At 73.8% G+C, this 22,234-nt stretch carries 19 protein-coding genes; 6 read left to right on the top strand and 13 right to left on the bottom strand.

Annotation, left to right across the window (positions count from 1 at the left end; all coding sequences use genetic code 11):
* Nucleotides 1-2 precede the first annotated feature (2 nt).
* Complete coding sequence (locus IE217_RS04360; protein WP_190176342.1) at nt 3-683, top strand: contact-dependent growth inhibition system immunity protein; 681 nt, start codon at nt 3-5, stop codon at nt 681-683.
* A 122-nt stretch (nt 684-805) separates the two neighbouring features.
* Nucleotides 806-1,762, top strand: coding sequence for a BRO-N domain-containing protein (locus tag IE217_RS04355; RefSeq protein ID WP_190176341.1), 957 nt, complete (start codon nt 806-808; stop codon nt 1,760-1,762).
* A 99-nt stretch (nt 1,763-1,861) separates the two neighbouring features.
* Here IE217_RS04355 and IE217_RS04350 read toward each other — a convergent pair whose 3' ends face one another.
* Genes IE217_RS04350 through pdhA (IE217_RS04340) form a run of 3 tightly spaced genes read right to left on the bottom strand, consistent with a single transcriptional unit; the run spans nt 1,862 to nt 5,561 of the window.
* A complete protein-coding gene (locus IE217_RS04350; protein WP_190176340.1) occupies nt 1,862-3,337 on the bottom strand; it encodes a dihydrolipoamide acetyltransferase family protein in 1,476 nt (491 codons plus the stop codon).
* Nucleotides 3,338-3,348: 11 nt separating this feature from the next.
* Nucleotides 3,349-4,329 (bottom strand): alpha-ketoacid dehydrogenase subunit beta, encoded by a 981-nt coding sequence (locus IE217_RS04345; RefSeq protein ID WP_190176339.1) that lies wholly within the window; start codon nt 4,327-4,329, stop codon nt 3,349-3,351.
* Between the two features lie 2 nt (nt 4,330-4,331).
* Complete coding sequence (gene pdhA, locus IE217_RS04340; RefSeq protein WP_190176338.1) at nt 4,332-5,561, bottom strand: pyruvate dehydrogenase (acetyl-transferring) E1 component subunit alpha; 1,230 nt, start codon at nt 5,559-5,561, stop codon at nt 4,332-4,334.
* Nucleotides 5,562-6,150: 589 nt separating this feature from the next.
* Between pdhA (IE217_RS04340) and IE217_RS04335 the strand changes: the two genes are divergently transcribed.
* A complete protein-coding gene (locus tag IE217_RS04335) occupies nt 6,151-7,149 on the top strand; it encodes a phosphotransferase (protein WP_190176538.1) in 999 nt (332 codons plus the stop codon).
* Nucleotides 7,150-7,179: 30 nt separating this feature from the next.
* Here IE217_RS04335 and IE217_RS04330 read toward each other — a convergent pair whose 3' ends face one another.
* Nucleotides 7,180-8,847 carry a protein kinase domain-containing protein gene (locus IE217_RS04330; RefSeq protein WP_190176337.1) on the bottom strand — a complete coding sequence of 556 codons (1,668 nt, stop codon included), beginning with the start codon at nt 8,845-8,847 and terminating at the stop codon, nt 7,180-7,182.
* Nucleotides 8,848-9,247: 400 nt separating this feature from the next.
* Between IE217_RS04330 and IE217_RS04325 the strand changes: the two genes are divergently transcribed.
* Nucleotides 9,248-10,906: a protein kinase domain-containing protein gene (locus IE217_RS04325; protein ID WP_190176336.1), complete on the top strand. Its 1,659-nt coding sequence runs from the start codon at nt 9,248-9,250 to the stop codon at nt 10,904-10,906.
* 94 nt (nt 10,907-11,000) lie between these two features.
* Here IE217_RS04325 and IE217_RS04320 read toward each other — a convergent pair whose 3' ends face one another.
* A complete protein-coding gene (locus tag IE217_RS04320) occupies nt 11,001-11,540 on the bottom strand; it encodes a bacterial proteasome activator family protein (RefSeq protein ID WP_190176335.1) in 540 nt (179 codons plus the stop codon).
* A 27-nt stretch (nt 11,541-11,567) separates the two neighbouring features.
* Complete coding sequence (locus tag IE217_RS04315; protein ID WP_190176334.1) at nt 11,568-12,185, bottom strand: PadR family transcriptional regulator; 618 nt, start codon at nt 12,183-12,185, stop codon at nt 11,568-11,570.
* A 646-nt stretch (nt 12,186-12,831) separates the two neighbouring features.
* On the opposite strand from IE217_RS04315, the gene IE217_RS04310 reads away from it, so the two are divergent.
* Nucleotides 12,832-13,128 (top strand): hypothetical protein, encoded by a 297-nt coding sequence (locus IE217_RS04310; RefSeq protein WP_190176333.1) that lies wholly within the window; start codon nt 12,832-12,834, stop codon nt 13,126-13,128.
* A 160-nt stretch (nt 13,129-13,288) separates the two neighbouring features.
* Here IE217_RS04310 and IE217_RS04305 read toward each other — a convergent pair whose 3' ends face one another.
* Genes IE217_RS04305 through pdhA (IE217_RS04275) form a run of 7 tightly spaced genes read right to left on the bottom strand, consistent with a single transcriptional unit; the run spans nt 13,289 to nt 21,550 of the window.
* A complete protein-coding gene (locus IE217_RS04305; protein ID WP_190176332.1) occupies nt 13,289-14,269 on the bottom strand; it encodes an NAD(P)H-quinone oxidoreductase in 981 nt (326 codons plus the stop codon).
* Nucleotides 14,270-14,320: 51 nt separating this feature from the next.
* A complete protein-coding gene (locus IE217_RS04300; protein ID WP_190176331.1) occupies nt 14,321-15,418 on the bottom strand; it encodes a potassium channel family protein in 1,098 nt (365 codons plus the stop codon).
* Nucleotides 15,415-16,842, bottom strand: a complete 1,428-nt coding sequence (locus tag IE217_RS04295) for a molybdopterin molybdotransferase MoeA (protein ID WP_190176330.1) — start codon at nt 16,840-16,842, stop codon at nt 15,415-15,417. The genes IE217_RS04300 and IE217_RS04295 overlap by 4 nt, the downstream gene beginning before the upstream one ends.
* A complete protein-coding gene (locus tag IE217_RS04290) occupies nt 16,839-17,849 on the bottom strand; it encodes an NTP transferase domain-containing protein (RefSeq protein ID WP_190176329.1) in 1,011 nt (336 codons plus the stop codon). The genes IE217_RS04295 and IE217_RS04290 overlap by 4 nt, the downstream gene beginning before the upstream one ends.
* A 55-nt stretch (nt 17,850-17,904) precedes the next feature.
* Nucleotides 17,905-19,404: a dihydrolipoamide acetyltransferase family protein gene (locus tag IE217_RS04285; protein WP_190176328.1), complete on the bottom strand. Its 1,500-nt coding sequence runs from the start codon at nt 19,402-19,404 to the stop codon at nt 17,905-17,907.
* Entirely contained in the window at nt 19,404-20,408 is a 1,005-nt protein-coding gene (locus IE217_RS04280; protein WP_190176327.1) for an alpha-ketoacid dehydrogenase subunit beta, read from the bottom strand. Before IE217_RS04280 ends, IE217_RS04285 begins: the two co-directional genes overlap by 1 nt.
* Nucleotides 20,405-21,550 carry a pyruvate dehydrogenase (acetyl-transferring) E1 component subunit alpha gene (gene pdhA / locus IE217_RS04275; RefSeq protein ID WP_190176326.1) on the bottom strand — a complete coding sequence of 382 codons (1,146 nt, stop codon included), beginning with the start codon at nt 21,548-21,550 and terminating at the stop codon, nt 20,405-20,407. The genes IE217_RS04280 and pdhA (IE217_RS04275) overlap by 4 nt, the downstream gene beginning before the upstream one ends.
* Nucleotides 21,551-21,740: 190 nt before the next feature.
* Here pdhA (IE217_RS04275) and IE217_RS04270 point away from each other — a divergent pair, with 190 nt between their 5' ends.
* The gene (locus IE217_RS04270; RefSeq protein WP_190176537.1) at nt 21,741-22,223 is read left to right on the top strand and encodes an Lrp/AsnC family transcriptional regulator; all 483 of its coding nucleotides are present in this window, start codon (nt 21,741-21,743) and stop codon (nt 22,221-22,223) included.
* Nucleotides 22,224-22,234 lie beyond the last annotated feature (11 nt).

Raw genomic sequence — 22,234 nt, 5'->3', positions numbered from 1 at the left:
CCGTGCCCCTGAGCCCCCTCGAACACGACCGCCGCTACGGCGAGCTGGACCAGGTCATGCGCGCCTACGCCGGGCGGAGCGCCGACGACACCCCCGAGCGGCCCGGCGAGGCCCTCACCGCCTACCTCCGCCACACCTGGCACACCCGCCCCTGGGCCCTGGCCGTCGCGGAACGCCAGCTGCGCGAGTACGCCGACAACCCGCCGGGCCGGCTGCGCCTGCGCCTCGGCGAGTTCTACGCCGTCCCCGACGTCGGTCTGCCCGACTCCCAGGTCCAGCAGTGGCTGCGCTGCCTCGCCGACCACGTCAGGCGCAGCGTCGAGGAGGGCCGGGTCCCGCCCCCGGCCGCCCCCGCGACCCACTGGGAGTGGCATGCCCGCTTCCCCGAACTCGGCCAGTTCCTCGGCGGCTGGTTCTCCCAGGACATGCCCGACGAGTTCGACGACCACGACGCGGCCCTCGACGACTACCGCGCCGCCACCGACCCCCAGCTGGCCGCCCGTCTCGCCGGCGAGCTCCACGAGCTCCTCGCCCTCGACCTCGGCGAGTCCGACTACGCCCTCGCCCTCGCGGAGCTGGGCATGGAGGTCGACCCGCCCGCGCCCTTCTCCCCGAGCGGATGGCTCGCCCTCGTCGCCCGCCGGCTCGGCGACCCTCGACCCGATTACGGCCCGCCGGCCTGATGCACATTCCGGGCCGGCCGGGCAGCGGTTTTGATGATCTTCCCTCGCAATCGTGAACATTCCCGAGCGCGCTGGCATATGCACTTCGCTCCGCTTTACGTTCCGCGGCGGAGGTGGTTCACATGAACGAACCGAGCAAGCGGCCCGATGCGGGCAAGCCCCGTGAGGCGATCGACGTCAGCGACTTCGTGTACGCGGCGACCGGCGCCAGGGTCCGACGGCTCACGATGCCGGACGGGGCCCACTGGTTCCCGGCGGTGGACGTCTGCAGGCAACTCGGGCACACGAACTCCCGGCAGGCGCTCGCCGATCACGTCCCGGAGGGGCACCGAGAGATTCTCGAGACCGTAACTGGAGCTTACGGTCTCAGCGTTCCCGCAGGCAGAGAGTGGCGCCGAGACCTGAATGTCATCTCTCTGCGAGGTCTCGTGCTGCTCGTCAACGCCTGTACCAAGCCGGCCTGCGCGCCCTTCAAGCAGTGGGTCGCCGAAGTCATCGAGACCGTGCAGCGGGAGGGTTCCTACAGCCTGGAGCAGGCCGAGGTGCAGCCGGCCGGTCCCGGCGCTGCCGTCGCCTACGCCATGCCGGAACAGGTCGCCGACGCCATCGTCCGGCTCGAGGCGCACAACCTCCAGGTGGACCAGGAGCTTGCGGTCGCACAGCGTGAATCGCTCGCGCTGCAGAGGGAGTCGCTGGCCGCGCAGCGGGCCGTGCTCGCCGCGCAGGAGGCCATCGCCGAGGCCATGGGACGTATCGCGGACCGGCTCGACGTACTGGCTCCGGGCCGGCCGGTGCCCGGCGGCCCGTCCGGCGTGCGGCCCACCACGGAGTCGGTGCTGGCCGACTGGCGGCAGCGGCTGTCCGTGACGGAGGACGTGTGGACGGTGGCGGTGGTGATCGCGCCCGTGCTCGTCGAGAAGGGCGAGTTCCGGGAGCCGCTGGAGGCGATCGCCGCGCGGACCGGGCTGTCGGTCCGCCGGGTCAACGAGTGTCTGCGGCTGCTGCGCAAGCACGCCTGCATCCGGTCGCGGGGCGGCGCCGCGGACGGCGCTCCCGTGTACGTGCTCCATCAGCCCTGAGACCGCGGCTCACGAGGCCGGGCAGCAGCGAAGGGGACGGTCGCAAGACGAAGTTGCGGCCGTCCCCTTCAGGGGTCCCAAACTACCGAATCAGGGGCTTCACGCCCAACTGATCAGTCGCTTCGGCTGTTCCAGGATCGCCGCCACGTCCGCCAGGACCTTGGAGCCCAGCTCGCCGTCGACCAGGCGGTGGTCGAAGGAGAGGGCCAAGGTGGTGACCTGGCGGGGCTTGACCTTGCCCTTGTGGACCCACGGCTGGAGCTTGATCGCGCCGACCGCGAGGATCGCGGACTCGCCGGAGTTGAGGATCGGCGTGCCGGTGTCGACGCCGAAGACGCCGACGTTGGTGATCGTCACCGTGCCGCCCTGCATGGCGGCGGGGGACGTCCTGCCCTCGCGTGCCGTGGAGACCAGCTCGCCCAGGGACTCGGCGAGTTGCGGGAGCGTCTTGGCGTGGGCGTCCTTGATGTTGGGGACGATCAGCCCGCGCGGGGTGGCCGCCGCGATGCCCAGGTTGACGTAGTGCTTGAGCACGATCTCCTGGTTGGCCTCGTCCCAGGACGCGTTGACGTCCGGGTTGCGCTTGACGGCGACCAGGAGGGCCTTGGCGATCAGCAGGAGGGGGTTCACGCGCAGGCCCGCGAACTCCTTGTCCTGCTTCAGCTCCTCGACCAGGCGCATCGTGCGCGTCACGTCCACCGTCACGAACTCCGTGACGTGCGGGGCCGTGAACGCCGAGCCGACCATCGCCGCAGCGGTCGCCTTGCGCACGCCCTTGACGGGGACGCGGGTCTCGCGGGCCGTGTCGTACGACTGCGCCTGCGCCGGGGCCGGCTGGGGCGCGGGCTGGGGCGCGGGCTGGGCCGCCGCCGGTTCCGGTGCCTGCGGCGCGGTCGTCGCCGCCACCGCCGCGTGCACGTCCTCGCGCGTGATGATGCCGTCCGGGCCGGACGGGACCACCGTGGCCAGGTCCACCCCGAGGTCCTTGGCCAGCTTGCGCACCGGCGGCTTCGCCAGCGGGCGCTCCTTGGATTCGGGCGCGGCGGGGGCGGGAGCGGCCGGCTCGGGAGCCGGGGCGGCGGGCGCGGTAGCGGTTGCCGCTCCCGCGTGGCCGTTCAGCTCCGACTGAAGTGCCGTGCCCGCCTGGGGGACCGTCACCTCCTGGCCCTTGCGGGGGCGCCGCTTGGTGGCGGACGTCGAGACGCCGTACCCCACCAGGACCGGCTGGCGTCCCTGCGGCTCGGCCTCCTCGGCCTGCTGCGGCTCGGCCGCGGGGGCCGCCTGGGCCGGGACCTCCGCCTCGGCCGGGGCCGCGCCGGCGACCCCCACCGCGATGATGGGCGTGCCCACGTCGACGGTGGTGCCCTCGGGGAAGTGCAGCGCGTGGACCACGCCGTCGTAGGGGATGGGGAGTTCGACGGCGGCCTTGGCCGTCTCGACCTCGCAGACCACCTGTCCGTCGGTGACGGTGTCACCGACCTGGACGTACCACTTGAGGATCTCCGCCTCGGTCAGTCCCTCGCCGACATCCGGCATCTTGAACTCACGCACGGACGTTTCGGTCATCGTCGTCACGAACCTCTCCCTCAGTACGCCAGCGAGCGGTCGACGGCGTCGAGCACGCGGTCCAGGTCCGGCAGGTAGGTCTCCTCCAGGCGGGCCGGCGGGTACGGCGCGTGATAGCCGCCCACCCGCAGCACCGGGGCCTCCAGGTGGTAGAAGCAGCGCTCGGTGATCCGGGCGGCGATCTCCGCGCCGGAGCCGAAGAAGACCGGGGCCTCGTGGACGACGACGAGGCGGCGGGTCTTCTCCACGGACGCCTGGATGGAGTCGAAGTCGAGCGGGGAGACCGAGCGCAGGTCCAGGACCTCCAGGGACTTGCCCTCCTCGGCGGCCGCGGCGGCGACCTCCTGGCAGAGCTTGACCATCGGGCCGTAGGCGGCGAGCGTCAGGTCGGTGCCCTCGCGGACGACCTTCGCCCTGTGCAGCGGGTCGGGGATGGCCTCGGTGCTGACCTCGCCCTTGTCCCAGTAGCGGCGCTTGGGCTCGAAGTAGATCACCGGGTCGTCGCTCTGGATGGCCTGCTGCATCATCCAGTACGCGTCCGACGCGTTGGAGGGGGAGACGATCTTCAGGCCCGCCACGTGCGCGAAGAGTGCCTCGGGGGACTCGGAGTGGTGCTCGACCGCGCCGATGCCGCCGCCGTAGGGGATGCGGACGACGACGGGGAGCTTGACCTTGCCCAGGGAGCGGGCGTGCATCTTCGCGAGCTGCGTGACGATCTGGTCGTACGCGGGGAAGACGAAGCCGTCGAACTGGATCTCGACGACCGGGCGGTAGCCGCGCAGGGCGAGGCCGATCGCGGTGCCGACGATGCCGGACTCCGCGAGGGGGGTGTCGATGACGCGGCTCTCGCCGAAGTCCTTCTGGAGGCCGTCCGTCACCCGGAAGACACCGCCGAGCTTGCCGACGTCCTCGCCCATGACGAGGACCTTCGGGTCGGCGTCCAGGGCGCGGCGCAGCGACTCGTTGATCGCCTTGGCCAGGGCCATCTTCTCCGCAGCCATGCTCAGACCCCCTCTGCGTCCGCGAACGACGCCTGGTAGGCGGCGAACTGGGCGCGCTCCTCGTCGACGAGCGCGTGCCCGTCCGCGTACACGTTCTCGAAGATGGCGAAGTGGTCCGGGTCGGGCATGGCACGGACCGCTTCGCGCACTCGTTTGCCCAACGCCTCGCTCTCGGCCTCGAGTTCCGCGAAGAATCCCTCGTCCGCGTGGTTCGATGCCTCCAGGTGGCGGCGAAGGCGCAGGATCGGGTCCTTGGCCTCCCAGGCGGCCCGCTCGTCGTCGTGGCGGTAGCGGGTCGGGTCGTCGGAGGTGGTGTGCGCGCCCATGCGGTACGTGTACGCCTCGACCAGGGTGGGGCCCTCGCCGCTGCGGGCCCGCTCCAGCGCCCACTTGGTGACCGCGAGGCAGGCCAGCACGTCGTTGCCGTCCACGCGGACGCCGGGGAAGCCGAAGCCCTGGGCGCGCTGGTAGAGCGGGACGCGGGTCTGCTTCTCGGTGGGCTCGGAGATCGCCCACTGGTTGTTCTGGCAGAAGAAGACGACCGGGGCGTTGTAGACCGCGGAGAAGGTGAAGGACTCGGCCACGTCGCCCTGACTGGAGGCGCCGTCGCCGAAGTAGGCGATCACCGCGGAGTCCGCGCCGTCCTTGGCCACGCCCATCGCGTAGCCGGTGGCGTGCAGGGTCTGGGAGCCGATGACGATCGTGTAGAGGTGGAAGTTGTTGCCGTTGGGGTCCCAGCCGCCGTTGTTCACACCGCGGAACATGCCGAGCAGGTTGGTCGGGTCGACCCCGCGGCACCAGGCCACGCCGTGCTCGCGGTAGGTCGGGAAGACGTAGTCGTCGTCCCGCAGCGCGCGGCCGGAGCCGATCTGGGCGGCCTCCTGGCCGAGCAGCGAGGCCCACAGGCCCAGCTCGCCCTGGCGCTGGAGCGCGGTGGCCTCGCCGTCGAAGCGGCGGGTGAGCACCATGTCGCGGTACAGGCCGCGCAGGTCCTCGGGGGTGAGCCCGGCGACGTAGCCGTCGTACTCGGCGTTCTTGACGCGCTTCCCCTCGGGGGTCAGCAGCTGCACGAGCTCCGGGTCGGCACTGCTGCGGGCGCCGGTGCCCTTCTTGGCGGTCGTGCGGGTGGTGCGCTTGGTACCGGTGGTGCCGGCTGCTTGGGTGCCGGTCGCTCCGGCCTTGCTCCCGGCGCTGCGTCGCGGTGTGCGCGCGGCAGTGCTCTCCACGGTCACGTGTGCTCCTCCGTCGGTCCGGCCCCCGGGGTCGCCGGTGGGCCTGGGGGTCCCCCCTGCTCGTGGAGCCTGGGGGGAGGCTCACCTGTTGCTCGACCACCGGGCACGGGGTGGGTGCCACTCGGCCGGGAACAGGCGTGACAGGTGCCCCGGCGAGCGCCCTGCAACAGCCACGTTACCCAGTGCTCCACATTTCTGTGAAACCCTCTCTGACCTGCGTTTTTCCTTGGATTTCCAAGTACTTTCACTTGGACGTCCAAGTACCTCGCACGGTATGGGGGCCAGCCGCTGGTCACAGCCTTGCAGGGGGCCGGAACACCGGCACGTTATCCCGTGATTCCGGCCACGGGAAGAGCCGTCTTCGGGCGTGCCGCTGCTCCTCGCGGGGAACGGCGGCCGCGCGGCGGGCGTACCGGACGGTAGGGGACGGGTACGGCGCGGGTCCGGGGCCCGTACGACCTCATGTGACCGAAAGCGATCATCGGCGACTGTGTGTGACAAGGCCCAGCTCAAGGGCCAGGCGCGGTGCCCTAGCATCTGGCGCGTGCCGCGCTCTTGTGTACCACCCCCTGTACCCCACGCGCCCCCTCTGAGCGCCTTGCTGCGCCAGTACAGCGCCGGTAGCGCCCTCACCTGTGAGCCGGTCGGGCAGGGGCTGCTGAACCGCGGCTACCGGCTGCGCACCACGCGCGGCCGCTACTTCCTCAAGCACCACTTCGACCCCGACACCGCCGACCCGGCGGCGATCGCCCGGCAGCACCGGGCCACTCAGCGCCTGGCCGACCTGGGCGTGCCCGTGGCGCCCGCGCTCCCCCGCCGCGACGGGCGCACGGTCGCGGTCGTCGGCGGCCACGCCTACGCGCTGCACCCCTGGGTCGACGGCGGGCACCGGCACGGCGGACAGCTCACCGCCGGGCAGTGCACCCGCCTGGGCGGCCTCCTGGGGGCCGTGCACGCCTGCCTGGAGCGGGTGATGCCGCCCAAGGGCCGCACCCGTCCCGCCGCCGGACCGCACCCGGTGCACAGCGCCGACCCGGCCGCCACCTTCGCCCTGATCGACGACCTGCTCGCCCGCGTCCGCCGCCACCGCCCCCGCGACGCCTTCGACGAACTGGCCCGGCACCGCCTCCTGGAGCGCCGCTCCCTGCTGGAGCGGCACGCGGACCGGCGGCCGCCGCCGGGCGGCCCGGTGGGCTGGGTGCACGGCGACTTCCACCCCTTCAACCTGCTCTACCGGGGAGACGCGCCCGCCGCGATCGTCGACTGGGACCGGCTCGGCGTGCAGCCCCGCGCGGAGGAGGCGGTCCGGGCCGCGGCGATCTTCTTCCTGCGGCCCGAAGGCACCCTGGACCTGGCCAAGGCCGGCGCGTACGCGCGCGCGTACCGGCGCGCCGCCGGGGCCACGCGCGCGGAACTGGCCGCGGCCGTGCACCGGGTGTGGTGGGAGCGGCTGAACGACTTCTGGATGCTGCGCTGGCACTACGAGCGCGGCGACACCCGCGCGGATCCCCAGTTCCCGGCCGCCTCGGCCCTCGTGTCGTGGTGGACCGGGGAGTACGAGGCGGTGTGCGGGGCGTTCACGGGCTGAGCGGGACGTGCCCGGGGCCCTGGGCCCGGCTCAGCCGGTCGTGTTGCCCGCGAGGGACCCCGCGGGCCCGCCGGCGCTGTCGCCGCCGCTGTTGCCCGCCGAGGTGCCGTCGGTCGTACCGCCGCCGGTCGTCGTGCCACCGCCGGTGGTCGTACCGCCGCCGGTGGTCGTACCGCCGCCGGTCGTCGTGCCGCCGCTGCCCGAGGGCGTCGCCGACGGCTTGGAACTGGGCGTGTTCGACGGCTGGTTGGAGTGCTGGCCCGGCGCCGACTGCGAGGGCGTGAACGACGGCTGGGTGGAGGGCGTCCAGTCCCCGCGGGTACCGCCCGTGCCGGTGCCGTGGTCCGTCTGCGTGTCCGAGGGACGGCTCTGGGCCGAGTCGCTCGGCGTGGAGCTCGGCTGCTGGTCGCCCGTGGTCTGGCTGGCCGAGGGCGACGTGGTGGTGCCGGTGCTGCCTCCGCCGCCGTTGCCGCCGGCGTTCTGGAGGGCCAGCGCGACGCCCGCCGCGACGGCGATCACCGCGAGCACGGCGAGGATCCACAGCTTGCCGCGGCCGCTGCCCTGGTTGCCGTGCCCCTCGAAGCCGCCGTCGTCGCGGTTGCCGTAACCGCCGGGCAGGATCGGGGCGGGGATCTGGGTGGTGCCCGGGCTCGCGTCGCCCGGGTGCGGCATCACCGTCGTACCGGCGAAGCCCGCGGCCGGGGTGTGCCGGCCCTCGTGGACCTCCACCGGGCCGGTGTTCCAGGTGCCGGTGTGGGCGCCCTGGTCGTAGAGCATCTGCAGGCCGTACTGGACCAGCCCGCGCATCTCCTCGGCGGTCTGGAAGCGGTCGTCGGGCTCCTTGGCCAGCGACCGCATGACCAGGCCGTCCAGCTCCGGCGGGCAGGCGCCCTCGGAGACGCGGGACGGCGGCACCGGCAGGTCCTGGACGTGCTGGTAGACCACCGACAGCGGGGTCTCGCCGACGAACGGGGGCCGCAGCGCGAGGAGTTCGTACAGCAGGCAGCCCGTCGCGTACAGGTCGGAGCGGTGGTCGACGGCCTTGCCGAGGGCCTGCTCCGGGGAGAGGTACTGCGGGGTGCCCATGACCATGCCGGTCTGCGTCATCGTCGTGGACGCGCCGTGCAGGGCGCGGGCGATGCCGAAGTCCATCACCTTCACGGCGCCGTTGTCGGTGATGATGACGTTGGCGGGCTTGATGTCGCGGTGCACGATGCCGTGCTGGTGCGAGTAGGCCAGCGCCTCCAGCACGCCCGAGACGATGATCAGCGCCTGCTCGGGGCCCGGCGCCTCGGCGTTGAGCAGCAGGTCGCGGATGGTGCGGCCCTCGACCAGCTCCATCACGATGTACGGCACCGACTGGCCGCCCACGTAGTCCTCGCCGGAGTCGTACACGGCGACGATCGCGTGGTGGTTGAGCCCGGCCACCGACTGGGCCTCGCGCGTGAAGCGGGCCTTGGAGACGGGGTCCTCGGCGAGGTCCGCGCGCAGCAGCTTGACCGCGACCGTGCGCCCGAGGCGCACGTCCTCGGCGGCGAACACCTCGGCCATGCCGCCCCGGCCGAGCCTGCGCGTCAGCCGGTACCGGCCGTCGCCCACCAGGCCGCCGTTGCCCCACATCTCCGGCGCGTCCGACATGCCGCCGCCGCCAGTCGCCTCGGGGTCGGACGGGCCCTGGGCGCGCTGCGTCTGTGCCATCAGTCCTCGCCGTCGTTTCTGCCCGCGGTGCGCGGTGTTGTCACGGTCTTCCGTCGGCCACGCTACAGGCTCGGCGCGAGCCGCCGGTCCGGGTTCGCCGCGCGGACCGGACCGAGACGGACCGGCCATCAAACCCCGTAAGGGTATGGTCGTGCAAATTCCGTGTACCGGCCGTACGCCCGCTGTAACGCTTGCGCGACGCTTCTTTCGCGTACGGTCACGGAACGGGCACCGAGCTTGACGTGTCAGTGCCCTGGGGCAGACTTGGCCGGGAATGACAGGTCGATCATCGCCGATCCGGTCACGGGATCCGGCCAGTGGACAACGGTATCCGGCAAGTGGACAGTCGATCGCGCGAGCGCGGCAGCCGCTGCCACCGCGCCTATGGGGGACGCAGAACATGAGCCAGGACGGCGCGCAGGGCCGGTTCGCGGGGCGGGCACTGGCCGGCGGGCGCTACCAGCTGCGCGACCTGCTCGGCGAGGGCGGCATGGCCTCGGTGCACCTGGCCTACGACTCCGTGCTCGACCGCCAGGTGGCGATCAAGACACTGCACACCGAGCTGGGCCGGGAGCAGGCCTTCCGCGAGCGGTTCCGCCGCGAGGCCCAGGCAGTGGCGAAGCTCACGCACACGAACATCGTCTCGGTCTTCGACACCGGCGAGGACGACGTCGACGGCATGACGACCCCGTACATCGTCATGGAGTACATCGAGGGACGGCCGCTCGGCTCGGTGCTCGAGGAGGACGTCCGGCAGCAGGGCGCGATGCCCGCCGACAAGGCCCTGAAGGTCACCGCGGACGTGCTCGCCGCGCTGGAGATCAGCCACGAGATGGGGCTGGTCCACCGCGACATCAAGCCGGGCAACGTGATGATGACCAAGCGCGGCGTGGTCAAGGTGATGGACTTCGGCATCGCGCGTGCCATGCAGTCCGGCGTCACCTCGATGACCCAGACCGGAATGGTCGTCGGCACCCCTCAGTACCTCTCCCCCGAGCAGGCCCTCGGCCGCGGCGTGGACGCCCGCTCCGACCTGTACTCGGTCGGCATCATGCTGTTCCAACTGGTCACCGGGCGGCTGCCGTTCGACGCCGACTCGCCGCTGGCCATCGCCTACGCGCACGTCCAGGAGGAGCCGGTCGCGCCCTCCTCGGTCAACCGCTCCCTGCCCCCGGCGGTGGACGCGCTGGTCGCCCGCGCCCTGAAGAAGAACCCGAACGAGCGCTTCCCGAGCGCCGTCGCCATGCGCGACGAGTGCCTGCGCGTGGCCGCCTCCTTCCAGGCGGCCCCGCCGAGCATCGTGCCCGGCGCGCACACCCCGAGCGGCGCGGGCGTCGGCTCCGCGGTGTTCCCGCCGGTCGACGCGGCCCCGGCGCCCTCCGGCCAGCTGCAGACGCCCTACCAGCCGGCCCCGGCGCCCAACCCGTACGGTCCCCGGACCCCCGCGGGCCCGTCCGCGCCGTCCCCCGCCTACGGCTATCCGCAGCAGCCCGGCTACCAGACGCCCAGCCCGTCGCCGTACGCCCAGCAGTCCTCGACCCCGCCGCCGTACACGGTCTCGCCCCAGCACCAGACCCCCGCGCCCGGTCGGGGCGGCGGGTCCCGCAGCAACAAGCCGGTGGTGATCGGGTCGATAGCCGTCGCCGCCGTCGCGGTGTTCGGGCTGATCATCGCCCTGGCACTGGACAACAACGGCGGTGGCGGGGGCGGCGGCCAGGGCGGGAGCGGCAGCCGCGCCGCCTCCAGGTCCGCGGTCGCGGGCCACCGCGGCCCGGACACGTCGAAGGTGATCGACAAGAGCCAGTGCACCGAACCGCAGGAGTCGTACAACGACCCCAAGAAGGTCCGGCTGCCGGACTTCCAGTTCAAGTACATCGGCTCGGTCAAGGAGTGCCTGCAGGCCGCGGGCTGGCATCTGAAGAAGATCAGCGTCGACGAGAACACCTACGGCGAGGGCTCGGTCATGAACCAGTACCCCGCGGCCGGCACGGACGTCGACCCGAAGAACGTCCCGCAGATCCAGCTCTACGTCTCCACCGGCAACCCGCCGTCGTCCTGATCCGGCGACGCGCGGGGCCCAGCAGCCAGGCTGCCGGGCCCTCGTCGTGCGGGTCGCGTCGTGGCTCGCGCCACGGCTGTCGGGAGGCTCCTGACTACAGGTAGGGGCCGCCCGAATGGCCGCCGGTGCGCGGGTCGTCGCCGCCCTCGTGGCCGATGCCCGGGGGCAGGGCGCGGCGCATCTGCTCCAACTGGGCCCGCGCGGCCATCTGCTGGGCGAACAGCGTGGTCTGGATGCCGTGGAAGAGGCCCTCCAGCCAGCCCACCAACTGCGCCTGGGCGATGCGCAGTTCCGCGTCACTCGGCGTTCCCTCGTCGGTGAACGGCAGGGACAGCCGCTCCAGTTCCTCCACCAGCTCCGGCGCCAGGCCGTCCTCGAGCTCCTTGACCGAGCTCGCGTGGATCTCCTTGAGCCGGGCCCGGCTGGCCTCGTCCAGAGGAGCCGCGCGCACCTCCTCGAGAAGCTGCTTGATCATGCTGCCGATGCGCATGACCTTGGCGGGCTGCTCCACCTGCTCCGTCACCGGGGTCTCGCGGGGATCGTCGTCCCCACCGCCGCCGAGCGCCATTCCGTCCTGGCCCACGACCAGGATCTGCGGATTCTCCGGCGACCGTTCGTTCCTCGGCATCTCCATGCGGCCATTCTCTCGCACGCCCGAGTCTCACCTCCTCGGTGCCCCCCTCGCGGGGTGATCCACCGTGCCGGCCGGGCCTTCGGCGGCATCCGTGACGTGCAGGCGCAGCAGCCGGGCCTCGCAGTGGTCGAGCCAGCGGGCCTCGGCCTCCGCGCGGGAGATCGACTGCTCCAGGACCAGCAGCCGGGCCAGTTCGGCGGGGCGCTCGGGCGGCAGCGCCAGCACCTCGGCCCGCTGCCGCACGTAGTCGTGCAGCGCCCCGGACACCTGCCGGCGCCGGGTCTCGACGATCCGCCGCACGTCGACGTCCGGTGCGGCCGCCCCCGCCGTCAGCACCTCCCGCACCGCCAGCACCAGCTTGAGGGCGAACTCGTCGCACGGCGGGCCCTCCCGCCGTGCGGGCCGTGCGTACCAGTCGCGCAGTTCGGCGCGGCCCGCCCCGGTCAGCGCGTACCGGCACCGGCCGGCCCCGTCGACGCCGTCGCGTACGACCATGCCGTCGCGCTCGAGGCGGCCCAGCTCGGCGTGGACACGGCCGAGGGCGGGCTGCGGCGCCCCCGTGCGGGCCGCGTACGCGGTGCTCAGGAGGGAGCCGTGGGCGGGGCCCTGCTCCAGGAGCGCGAGCAGCCCGTGACGTATCGACATATCCGGATTGTGCAGCGGATTCGACCTGGCGGCCGAACCTGGAATGCCGGATTGGGCCAGTGATGTGAGTGTTGTTCCAAAGGTCCAATACCCCGGGCACCGTGAGGGGGTCCCGCTCGTGACTCCAAGGCTGCGCGCGCCGCTGCGCGCGAGCGAACTGCTGGTCGTGCTGGGCGTGGTCGTGCCGGGCGTGGTCGTCCTGCCGGCCGGGCCCGCCTTGGCGTCCGTGTCGGCGCTCAGGCCGGATCCGGCCTCTTCGGCCCCGGTGGCTTCGTCGGCTTCCGCGGCGCGTGGTGCGGGTGCGTTGCCGGGGCGCGGTACGGGTCCTGGGCACGGCGCGAGTACGGGGCACAGCGCGAGTGGCAGGCCGGCGGGGCCGGGACGGGTGCCGGGGCCGGACGGATCGGCCTCCTCCTCCGATGCCGCGTCCACGTCCCCCGGGGCCGCCTCCCATCCCGCGGCCGGGGGCTCCTCGCACTCGGCGCCCCACCCGCCGGCCCGGTCCCCGTCGGCCCCGGCCTCCTCGGCGTCGTCACCGGCCTCCCCCTCCGCCTCGGCCTCCGTCTCCGCCGGGCCCTCGCGGGCCGGGAGCCTGGCGGGCGAGGGCCGGCAGCGGCCGGGGCGGTCGCAGGGGCCGGACTCGGAGGTGGAGGGCGACGACGACATCAGAAGGCCGCACCACGGGCACGGCGACAGTGACGGCGACCAGGACTCCGGGGCCACGGCCGGCACCCCGGAGGCGACGGCCGCCTCCCGCTCGCCCGAGCAGGCCGCTACGGTGCCGGCCGGGCCCACGGACGCCACCACGACCCCCCGGCCCGTCACACAGAGCGAACCGGTCACCGGGCGCATGCTGCGGATCCTGCCCCTGGGCGGCGGGCTGGTCCTGATCGGACTCGGCCTGGCACTGGCGTTCGTCGCCCTCAGGCTGCGCCGGAGTTGACCGGCCCCGGCACGGACGCGGAACCGGGCCCGGCCCGGGCGCGGGTGCGGGTGCGGGCCCGGGCGCGGGTGCGGGCCCGGGCGCGGGTGCGGGCCCGGGCGCGGGTGCGGGCCCGGGCGCGGGCCCAGGCCCGGGCGCGGCGGGAGGGCGACCGGACGGATCAGGGCGCGACCAGCAGCACCTTGCCGATGTGCCCGCTCTCCTCCACGACCCGGTGCGCCGACGCCGCGTCGCTCATCGGCAGCTCGCGGTCGACGATCGGCCGGACGTGGCCGTCGGCGAACAGCGGCCAGACGTGCTCGCGCACCGCCGCGACGATCGCCGCCTTCTCGCCGAGCGGACGGGCCCGCAGCGAGGTGGCGCTGATCGCGGCCCGCTTGCTCAGCAGAGTGCCGATGTTCAGCTCGCCCTTGGCCCCGCCCTGCATCCCGATGATCGCCAGGCGGCCGTTGACGGCGAGGGCCTGCACGTTGCGGTCCAGGTACTTGGCGCCCATGTTGTCGAGGATGACGTCGGCGCCCGCCCCGTCCGTGGCCCGCTCGATCTCCGCCACGAAGTCCTGCTCGCGGTAGTTGATCAGGATGTCGGCGCCCAGCTCGGCGCAGTAGTCGAGCTTCTCCTTGGTGCCGGCCGTGACGGCGACCCTGGCGCCGAGCGCCTTGGCGAGCTGGATTGCCATCGTGCCGATGCCGCTGGAACCGCCGTGCACCAGCAGGGTCTCGGCGGGGCGCAGGTGGGCGACCATGAAGACGTTGGACCACACGGTGCACGTCACCTCGGGCAGCGCGGCGGCCTGCCGCAGCTCCACACCCTCGGGCACCGGCAGCAGCTGTCCGGCCGGGACGACGACCTTCTCGGCGTAACCGCCGCCCGCGAGCAGCGCGCACACCTCGTCGCCGACCGCCCAGCCGGACACGCCGGGGCCGAGCGCGGCGACCTGTCCGGAGCACTCCAGGCCGGGGTAGCGGGAGGCGCCGGGCGGCGGGTCGTAGAAGCCCTGCCGCTGCAGGATGTCGGCCCGGTTGACCGCGCTGGCCACCACCTCGACCAGCACCTCGCCCTCGCCGGGCACCGGGTCCGGCACCTCGTCCCACACCAACGCCTCGGGCCCACCGGGTTCGGGAATCGTGATCGCATGCATGGAGCCGACGCTACTCCTCGGCCCTCGCCCCGCCGGAGGACGCCGTGGCGGTCACTCCATCGGCAGCGGCCGTATGTCCGGGGTGACCCGGGTCCCCGGCGTGGCGCGCACGATGGTGATCAGACGGTCGGTCAGCTGGAGTTCCGCGACCGACGGATCGTCGTACCCGAGAACCCGGTGACCCCGTACGACGCTCACCACGAGGTCGTCCGTCTCCCTCGGGCTCCGGCCCACCTCGGCCTTTATGACGGGCCGCTCGACCAGGTCCAGGCCGGTGCCCTGCTGGATGAGGTCCTCCATCACCATGCCGGCGGCCGGGCTGAGCACCGACAGTCCGAGCAGCCGCCCTGCCGCGCTGGCGCTGGTGATCACGGCGTCCGCGCCGGACTGCCTGAGCAGCGGCGCGTTCTCCTCCTCGCGCACCGCGGCCACGATCTTCGCCCCCCGGTTGAGCTGCCGCGCGGTCAGCGTCACCAGCACGGCCGTGTCGTCCCGCTGGGTGGCGATGATGATCTGCCGCGCCCGGTCTGCCTCGGCGCGCTTGAGCACCTCGCTGCGGGTCGCGTCCCCGACCACCCCGGCGTATCCGTCGGCCGTGGCCGCGTCGACCACCTTGGCGCTGGGGTCCACCACGACGACCTGCTGCTTGTTCAGCCCGGTCGCGAGGACGGTCTGGATCGCCGACCTTCCCTTCGTGCCGAAGCCGACGACGACGGTGTGGTCGCGCAAGGCGGACCTCCAGCGGTTGATGCGCCACTCCTCACGGGTGCGCTCGGTGAGGACTTCCAGCGTGGTGCCGACGAGGATGATCAGGAAGAGCACACGCAACGGCGTGATGACCAAGATGTTGGTGAGCCGCGCGCTGTCGCTGACCGGCGTGATGTCGCCGTACCCGGTCGTGGAGAGGGTCACCGTGGCGTAGTACGCGGAGTCGAGCAGGCTCACCGAGCTGTCCGCGCTGTCGTGGTAGCCGTCGCTGTCGGCGTAGACGATCGCCACGGTCACGAGCAGGACCAGCAGGGCCAGCGCCAGCCGCTGGGCGACCTGGCGCAGCGGCCGCTCCACCACTTTTCTCGGGAGTTTCACCCGTTGGGTCACGAGATGTTCGTCCGCCTGGCGGGCGATCGCGTCATGGCCCGGAAGTTTCACGTGAAACACACCCCGATCCCGGCGGCGGCCCAGGGCAGGTCGAGGAGTTCGGTCTCCTGACCCTGCCGGGCGCCACCGGGCGGTACGACGGCGAGAGCGTCGGCCGCGGCCACCCCGCGCAGCATGGCGGGGCCGTTGTAGTGCAGCACCGCCGCGTGGTCGCCGCGCAGCACGACCGGCACCAGCCGGGTGTCGTGCGGATGCCCGTGCACCGCGTCCTTCAACGGCAGCGTGTACGGCTCCGGGGCGGGACGCGCGGCCAGGGTGCGCAGCAGCGGCTCGGCGAGCGTGAGCAGGCCCGAGACGGCGGCGAGCGGGTTGCCGGGCAGCCCGACCAGGTGCTGCCTGTCCTTGGTACGGGCCAGCAGCATGGGGTGCCCCGGGCGCACCTTGACGCCGTCGACGAGCAGTTCGGCGCCGACGCGGCGCAGGGTGGGGTGGACGTGGTCGACGGGGCCGGCGGCGGTGCCTCCGGTGGTGACGATCAGGTCGGCCTCGGACCTGCTGATCGCCCTGTGCAGCGCCTTGGCGTCGTCGCCGATCCGGCGCACGGTGGCCACCTCGGCGCCCAGCGCGCGCAGCCACGGCGGCAGCATGGGGCCGAGCGCGTCCCGGATGCGGCCGTCGTGGGGCAGCCCCTCGGTGAGCAGTTCGTCGCCCAGGACGAAGACGTCGACGCGGGGCCGGGGGACCGCCGTCAGGGTGTCGTATCCGGCGGCGGCGGCGAGTCCGAGCACGGCGGGGGTGACCAGGGTGCCGACAGGCAGCAACTGGTCTCCGCTGCGGCACTCCTGCCCGCGCGGGCGGATGTCCTGGCCGTGCTCGACCTCGCGGGTGGAATGCAGCCGGTCCTTGGCGTCCGTGCGGCCGTGCTCGCTGCGCAGCACGGCGGTGGTGTCCTGCGGAACTCGGGCGCCGGTGGCGATGCGGACCGCCTCGCCGTCGGTCAGCGGCTCGGGCTGCGCGTGCCCGGCCAGCACGCCCTCGTCGCGTACGTCCCACGGCCCGGGACCGGCGACCGCCCAGCCGTCCATCGCGGAGGTGTCGAAGGAGGGCAGGTCGGTGAGGGCGGCCAGCGGCTCCGCCAGGACGAGCCCGAGGGCCGCGTCCAGGGGAACCGCCACGGCGTCGCGGCGGGCGGCCGCCCGGGCGGCGCGGGCGGCGGTCTCCCGCGCCTGCGGCCAGGGGGTGGCGTGGTGGCGGGCGTCGGGGGAGTGCGCGGCGGACGGCTGGGCGCCGTCCGGCGTGCGGGCGCCCTCACGGGGGTGCGGGGCGCCGTGGGCGGTGCCGGGCGCCGGTGCGTGGCCGGCCGGGCCGTGGCCCGGGGCGGCGCTCTCGGGGCCCTTCACGAGGGCCAGGGCCTCCTCCACGTCGAAGTCCTGGTCCTCGGCGTCCTCGCCGGTCCGCACGCCTCGGGCGGTCATCCCGCGTCCGGGCGGGTGTCGGGCGTGGCGTCGGGGGCCACGTCGGCCCCGGCCCCGACGGTGTCCTCGTCCGCCCAGCGCAGGGCGAGCGCGGCGGCCTTGCGGGCGGCCTCGGCGACCGCCTCGGGGCCGCCCTCGGCCCGCGCTGCCGCGTAGCCGACGAGGAAGGTGGTCAGGGGCGCCGCGGGCCGGGCCACGCCGTGGGCGGCGTCACGGGCGAGGTCGAGCAGTACGCCGGTGTCGACGTCCAGGTCGATGCCCAGTTCGTCCTTGACTGCGGAAATCCATTCATCCAACACGTGCCCATGCTCCCTGATGCGTGCCCTGGCGGTGGCGATGTCGTCCCAGGTGTCGCAGTCGAAGGACGCGACGTGGTCGGGGACGCGAGTGAGGTCGAGCGCGCCGGTCAGCCTGCGCAGCGGGAGCCCCGCGAGCGCACCGGCCGCCCGTGCGAGGCGGTCCGCGGGGGCGCGGCGGTCCGCGGGCGCTTGGCCATCCGCGGGCGCGCGGTCGGCGGGGGCCGCTTCGGTGAGCGCGGCCAGTTCACGGCGGAGCGCCTGGGCGCGGTAGGCGGCGACGAGCGGCTGGTCCCGGCCCTCGGCGTCGGTGAGCAGCGCGCCGTCGGCACGCCCGGCGCGCAGGGCGTCCAGCAGCCGCCGTACGGTGGCCGGCTCGAGGAACGGCAGGTCGGCGGAGAGCACGACGACGTCCTCGGCCGTGGTGCGGCGCAGCCCGGCGTCGAGCGCGGCGACCGGGCCGCCGCCGGGCGGCTCCTCGCGTGCCCACCGAACGGGCCGGGCGGTGGGCCTGGGGCCGGCCACCACCACCGTGGTGCGGGCGTCGGCGCAGGCGTCGAGCACGCGGTCGAGCAGGGCGCGGCCGCCGACCCGCAGGCCGGGCTTGTCCGCGCCGCCGAGCCGCCGGGCGGCCCCTCCGGCGAGGACGACGGCGTCGTAGGCCCGCGAGTCGTCGGCGTCGGGGGCGCCGGGCCGCTCGTAGGAGGTCACCCCCCGAGTATGCGTCCCGCCCTCGACCACGGGGAAACGAGGGCGGGCCCTGTGCTCACACTGTGCGCAACAGCACCGCGGGCTGCTCCACGCAGTCCGCCACGTACCGGAGGAAACCGCCCGCCGTGCCGCCGTCGCACACCCGGTGGTCGAAGGTGAGCGAGAGCTGCACGACCTGTCGTACCGCCAGCTCGCCCTCGTGCACCCAGGGTTTGGGGACGATGCGGCCGACGCCGAGCATGGCGGCCTCGGGGTGGTTGATGATCGGCGTGGAGCCGTCGACCCCGAACACCCCGTAGTTGTTCAGCGTGAAGGTGCCGCCGGTCAGCTCGCCGGGCGTGAGGGTGCCGGTGCGGGCCGCCTCGGTGAGCCGCGCGAACTCGGCGGTCAGCGACTCGGCGTCCCGCGCGTGCGCGTCCCGTACGACCGGGACGACCAGGCCGCGCTCGGTCTGGGCCGCGAAGCCGAGGTGCACCGCGTCCAGCCGGACGATCTCCCTGGCCTCCGTGTCGACGGTCGAGTTCAGCTCCGGGTACCGGGCGAGCGCGGCCGTGCAGACGCGGGCGAGGAGCGCGAGCAGGGAGATCTTCGGTCCCCCGGCCGCGTTCATGGCTGCGCGGGCGCGCATCAGCTCGGTCGCGTCGGCGTCGACCCAGCAGGTCGCGTCCGGTATCTCGCGGCGGCTGCGGGACAGCTTGTCGGCGACGGCCCCGCGAACGCCCTTGAGCGGCACGCGGGTGCCGGAGGCCCGGGACGCGGTGGCCTGGGACGCGATGGCCTGGGCCGTGCCGGCTCGGGCCGCGTTGCCCTGGACGGGCGCGTGCGGGTCATCCGCGCGGAACGGCTCGGACACGGCCGTGGCGCCCGCCCTGAGCGCGTCCTCGACGTCCGCGCGCAGGATCAGCCCGTCCGGCCCGGAGCCGGCCAGCCGGCGCAGATCCAGGCCGTTCTCCCGCGCGAGCCTGCGGACCAGCGGCGAGATCACCGGAACGGGCCCGTCCACCGGCCGCCCGGCGAAGGGGGCGGGCTCGGCGGCCCGTATGCCGCGCCCTGTGGCGGGCTCGGCGTGCCCGACGGCGGGCTCGGCGTGCCCGACGGCACGCTCGGCGTGCCCGGTGGCCGGCGCCCGGTCGGCGCCCGCGTGCGAGGACCCCGGGGACCCGTTCACGGGCCCCGCGGGCGACGGCTCGTGCGCCGCCTGCCGTACTGCGGGGGCCTGGCGGACCCTGCGGCGCCGCGCCGGGGGCGCCGCCGTGCCGTAGCCGACCAGGACGTTGCCGGAGCCCTCGGGCTCGCCGCCGTCGGCCGGTTCGCCGACCGCCACCGTCAGCAGGGGCGCGCCGACGGGCAGTTCCGTACCCTCCTCGCCGAAGCGGGCGGTGACCACGCCGCCGTAGGGGCAGGGCACCTCGACCATCGCCTTGGCCGTCTCCACCTCCACGACCGGCTGGTCGACGGCGACCACCTCGCCCACCTCGACCAGCCAGCGGACGATCTCCGCCTCGGTGAGCCCCTCCCCGAGGTCGGGGAGCTTGAACTCCAGCACCTGTGCCATCAGCTCTCGGCCTCCCACTGCAGACGCGCGACCGCGTCCAGGATCCGGTCGACGCCGGGCAGGTGGTGCCGCTCCAGCATCGGCGGCGGGTAGGGGATGTCGAACCCGGCCACACGCAGCACCGGCGCCTCCAGGTGGTGGAAGCAGCGCTCGGTGACACGGGCGGCGATCTCCCCGCCCGGGCCGCCGTACCCGCCCGACTCGTGCACGACGACCGCGCGTCCGGTGCGCCGCACCGACGCGCAGACCGTCTCGTCGTCGAACGGCACCAGCGAGCGCAGGTCGACGACCTCCAGGTCCCAGCCCTCGGCCCGGGCCGCCTCGGCGGCTTCGAGGCACACGGGCACGGACGGGCCGTAGGTGATCAGCGTGGCGCTCCGGCCGGTGCGCCGCACCACCGCGCGGCCGATCGGTTCAACGGTCTGCGGCTCCTCGGGGTTCCAGGAATCCTTCGACCAGTACAGCCGCTTGGGCTCGAGGAAGACGACCGGGTCGTCGGAGGCGATCGCGGCGCGCAGCAGCCCGTAGGCGTCGGCGACGGTCGCGGGCGTGACGACGTGGAGCCCGGGGGTCGCCATGTAGTACGCCTCGGAGGAGTCGCTGTGGTGCTCCACCCCGCCGATGCCGCCGCCGTAGGGCACGCGGATGGTGATCGGCAGGGACATCTTCCCGCGCGTGCGGTTGCGCGTCTTGGCCACATGGCTGACGAGCTGTTCGAACGCGGGGTAGGCGAAGGCGTCGAACTGCATCTCCACGACCGGGCGCAGCCCGTACATGGCCATGCCGACCGCGGCGCCGAGGATGCCGGCCTCGGCCAGCGGGGTGTCGGTGCAGCGGTCCTCGCCGAACTCCTTGGCGAGGCCGTCGGTGACACGGAAGACACCGCCGAGGGTGCCGACATCCTCGCCCATGACGTGGACGGCGGGGTCGGCGGCCATCGCGTCGCGCATCGCGCGCGTGAGGGCCTGGGCCATGGTGGCCGGCTTGAGGGCGACGGTGGTCATCGGGCAGTGCCCTCCCGCGACTCGTTCTCGGCGGCCAGCTCGGCCTCCAGCAGGGCCCGCTGCTCGCGCAGTTGGGGCGTGGGCTCGGCGTAGACATGGGCGAACAGGTCCGCGGGGTCGAGCTGCGGGTCCTGGTTCATGCGCTCGCGCAGCCGCGCGGCCATCGCCTCCGCGTCCTCGCGGGCGGCCGCGACGCCGGCCTCGTCGAGCAGGCCGCGCCCGGTCAGCTCCCGCTCCAGCAGCTGGACCGGGTCGTGGTCGCGCCAGGCCTCGACCTCGGCGTCGCCGCGGTAGCGGGTGGCGTCGTCGGCGTTGGTGTGGGCGTCGATGCGGTAGGTCACGGCCTCGACGAGGGTCGGGCCGCCTCCCGCGCGGGCGTGCCGCACGGCGTCGGCGAGCACCTCGTGCACGGCGGCCGCGTCGTTGCCGTCGACCAGGCGGCCCGGCATGCCGTACCCGACGGCCTTGTGGGCCAGGGAGGGGGCGGCGGTCTGCTTGGCGAGCGGCACGGAGATCGCGAAGCCGTTGTTCTGCACCAGGAAGACCACGGGGGCCTGCCACACGGCGGCGAAGTTCAGCGCCTCGTGGAAGTCGCCCTCGCTGGTCCCGCCGTCGCCGACCATCGCGAGTGCGACCACGTCGTCGCCCTTGAGGCGGGCGGCGTGCGCGAGGCCCACCGCGTGCGGCAGCTGGGTGGCGAGCGGGGTGGACAGCGGGGCCACCCGGTGCTCGTAGGGGTCGTAGCCGGTGTGCCAGTCGCCGCGCAGCAGCGTGAGGGCCTCGACGGGGTCCACCCCGCGGGCCACGGCGGCGAGCGTGTCGCGGTAGCTGGGGAAGAGCCAGTCGCGCTCCTGAAGGACCAGCGCGGCGGCGACCTCGCAGGCCTCCTGGCCGGTGCTGGACGGGTAGACGGCCAGACGGCCCTGCTTGGTCAGGGCGGTGGCCTGCGCGTTGTACCGGCGGCCGCGCACCACGTGCGCGTACAGACGGCGCAGCAGCTCCGGGTCGGCCTTCGCGGCCGCCTCCGTACCCAGGACGCGGTACGGCTCCGCGTCGGGCAGCAGCGGCGCGGGGTCGGTACGGGGCTGCCAGGCGGGCGGCGGCGATGGCCGGTACGCACCCCGCTGCTCCATGACCGTCATGACGGCACCTCCTCATGGGAGTGGCTACGGGAGGCGCGTCGGCTGTGAGGCGCCTCACCTACCGATTGTTCGGTCGTCGGCACAGTTTGGCTACATGCGGCCTCAGGCTGTGGACAAACGGTTCTCCACAGCATGGGATGGACGCAGTACGTCCACGGCGGAGAGGCGGGGGGACATGGCACCTGAACAAATGGCCGAGAGCCCGGACGGCGCAGTCCTTCCGCCGGCGCGCCCGCTGGACGCGGTGGACCAGGACATCCTCCAGATGCTCCAGACGGACGGCCGCGCCTCGATACGGTCGGTCGCCGAGCGGGTGCACGTCTCGCGCGCCAACGCCTACGCCCGTATCAACCGGCTCATCGAGGACGGCGTCATCCGCGGCTTCGGCGCACGCGTCGACCACGAGCGCGCGGGGCAGGGCACGTCCGCGTACATCACCCTGAAGATCGTGCAGAACTCCTGGCGCACCGTGCGCGAGGAGCTGCGGCAGCTCCCCGGCGCCTCCCACATCGCCCTGGTGGGCGGGGACTTCGACGTGCTGCTCCTGGTCCACACGCCGGACAACCGCGCGCTGCGGGAGCTGGTGCTGACCCGCCTCCAGGCGATCCCGGAGGTCCTCAGCACCCGCACCCTGCTGGTCTTCGAGGAGGAGGACCTGGAGCCCCAGGGCTGACCCAGCCCCAG

The sequence above is a fragment of the Streptomyces naganishii JCM 4654 genome (genome assembly GCF_014650575.1).
Lineage (GTDB): Bacteria > Actinomycetota > Actinomycetes > Streptomycetales > Streptomycetaceae > Streptomyces > Streptomyces naganishii.
Note: the sequence above shows the minus strand (reverse complement) of the source record. Positions and strands in the feature narration are given on the sequence as shown.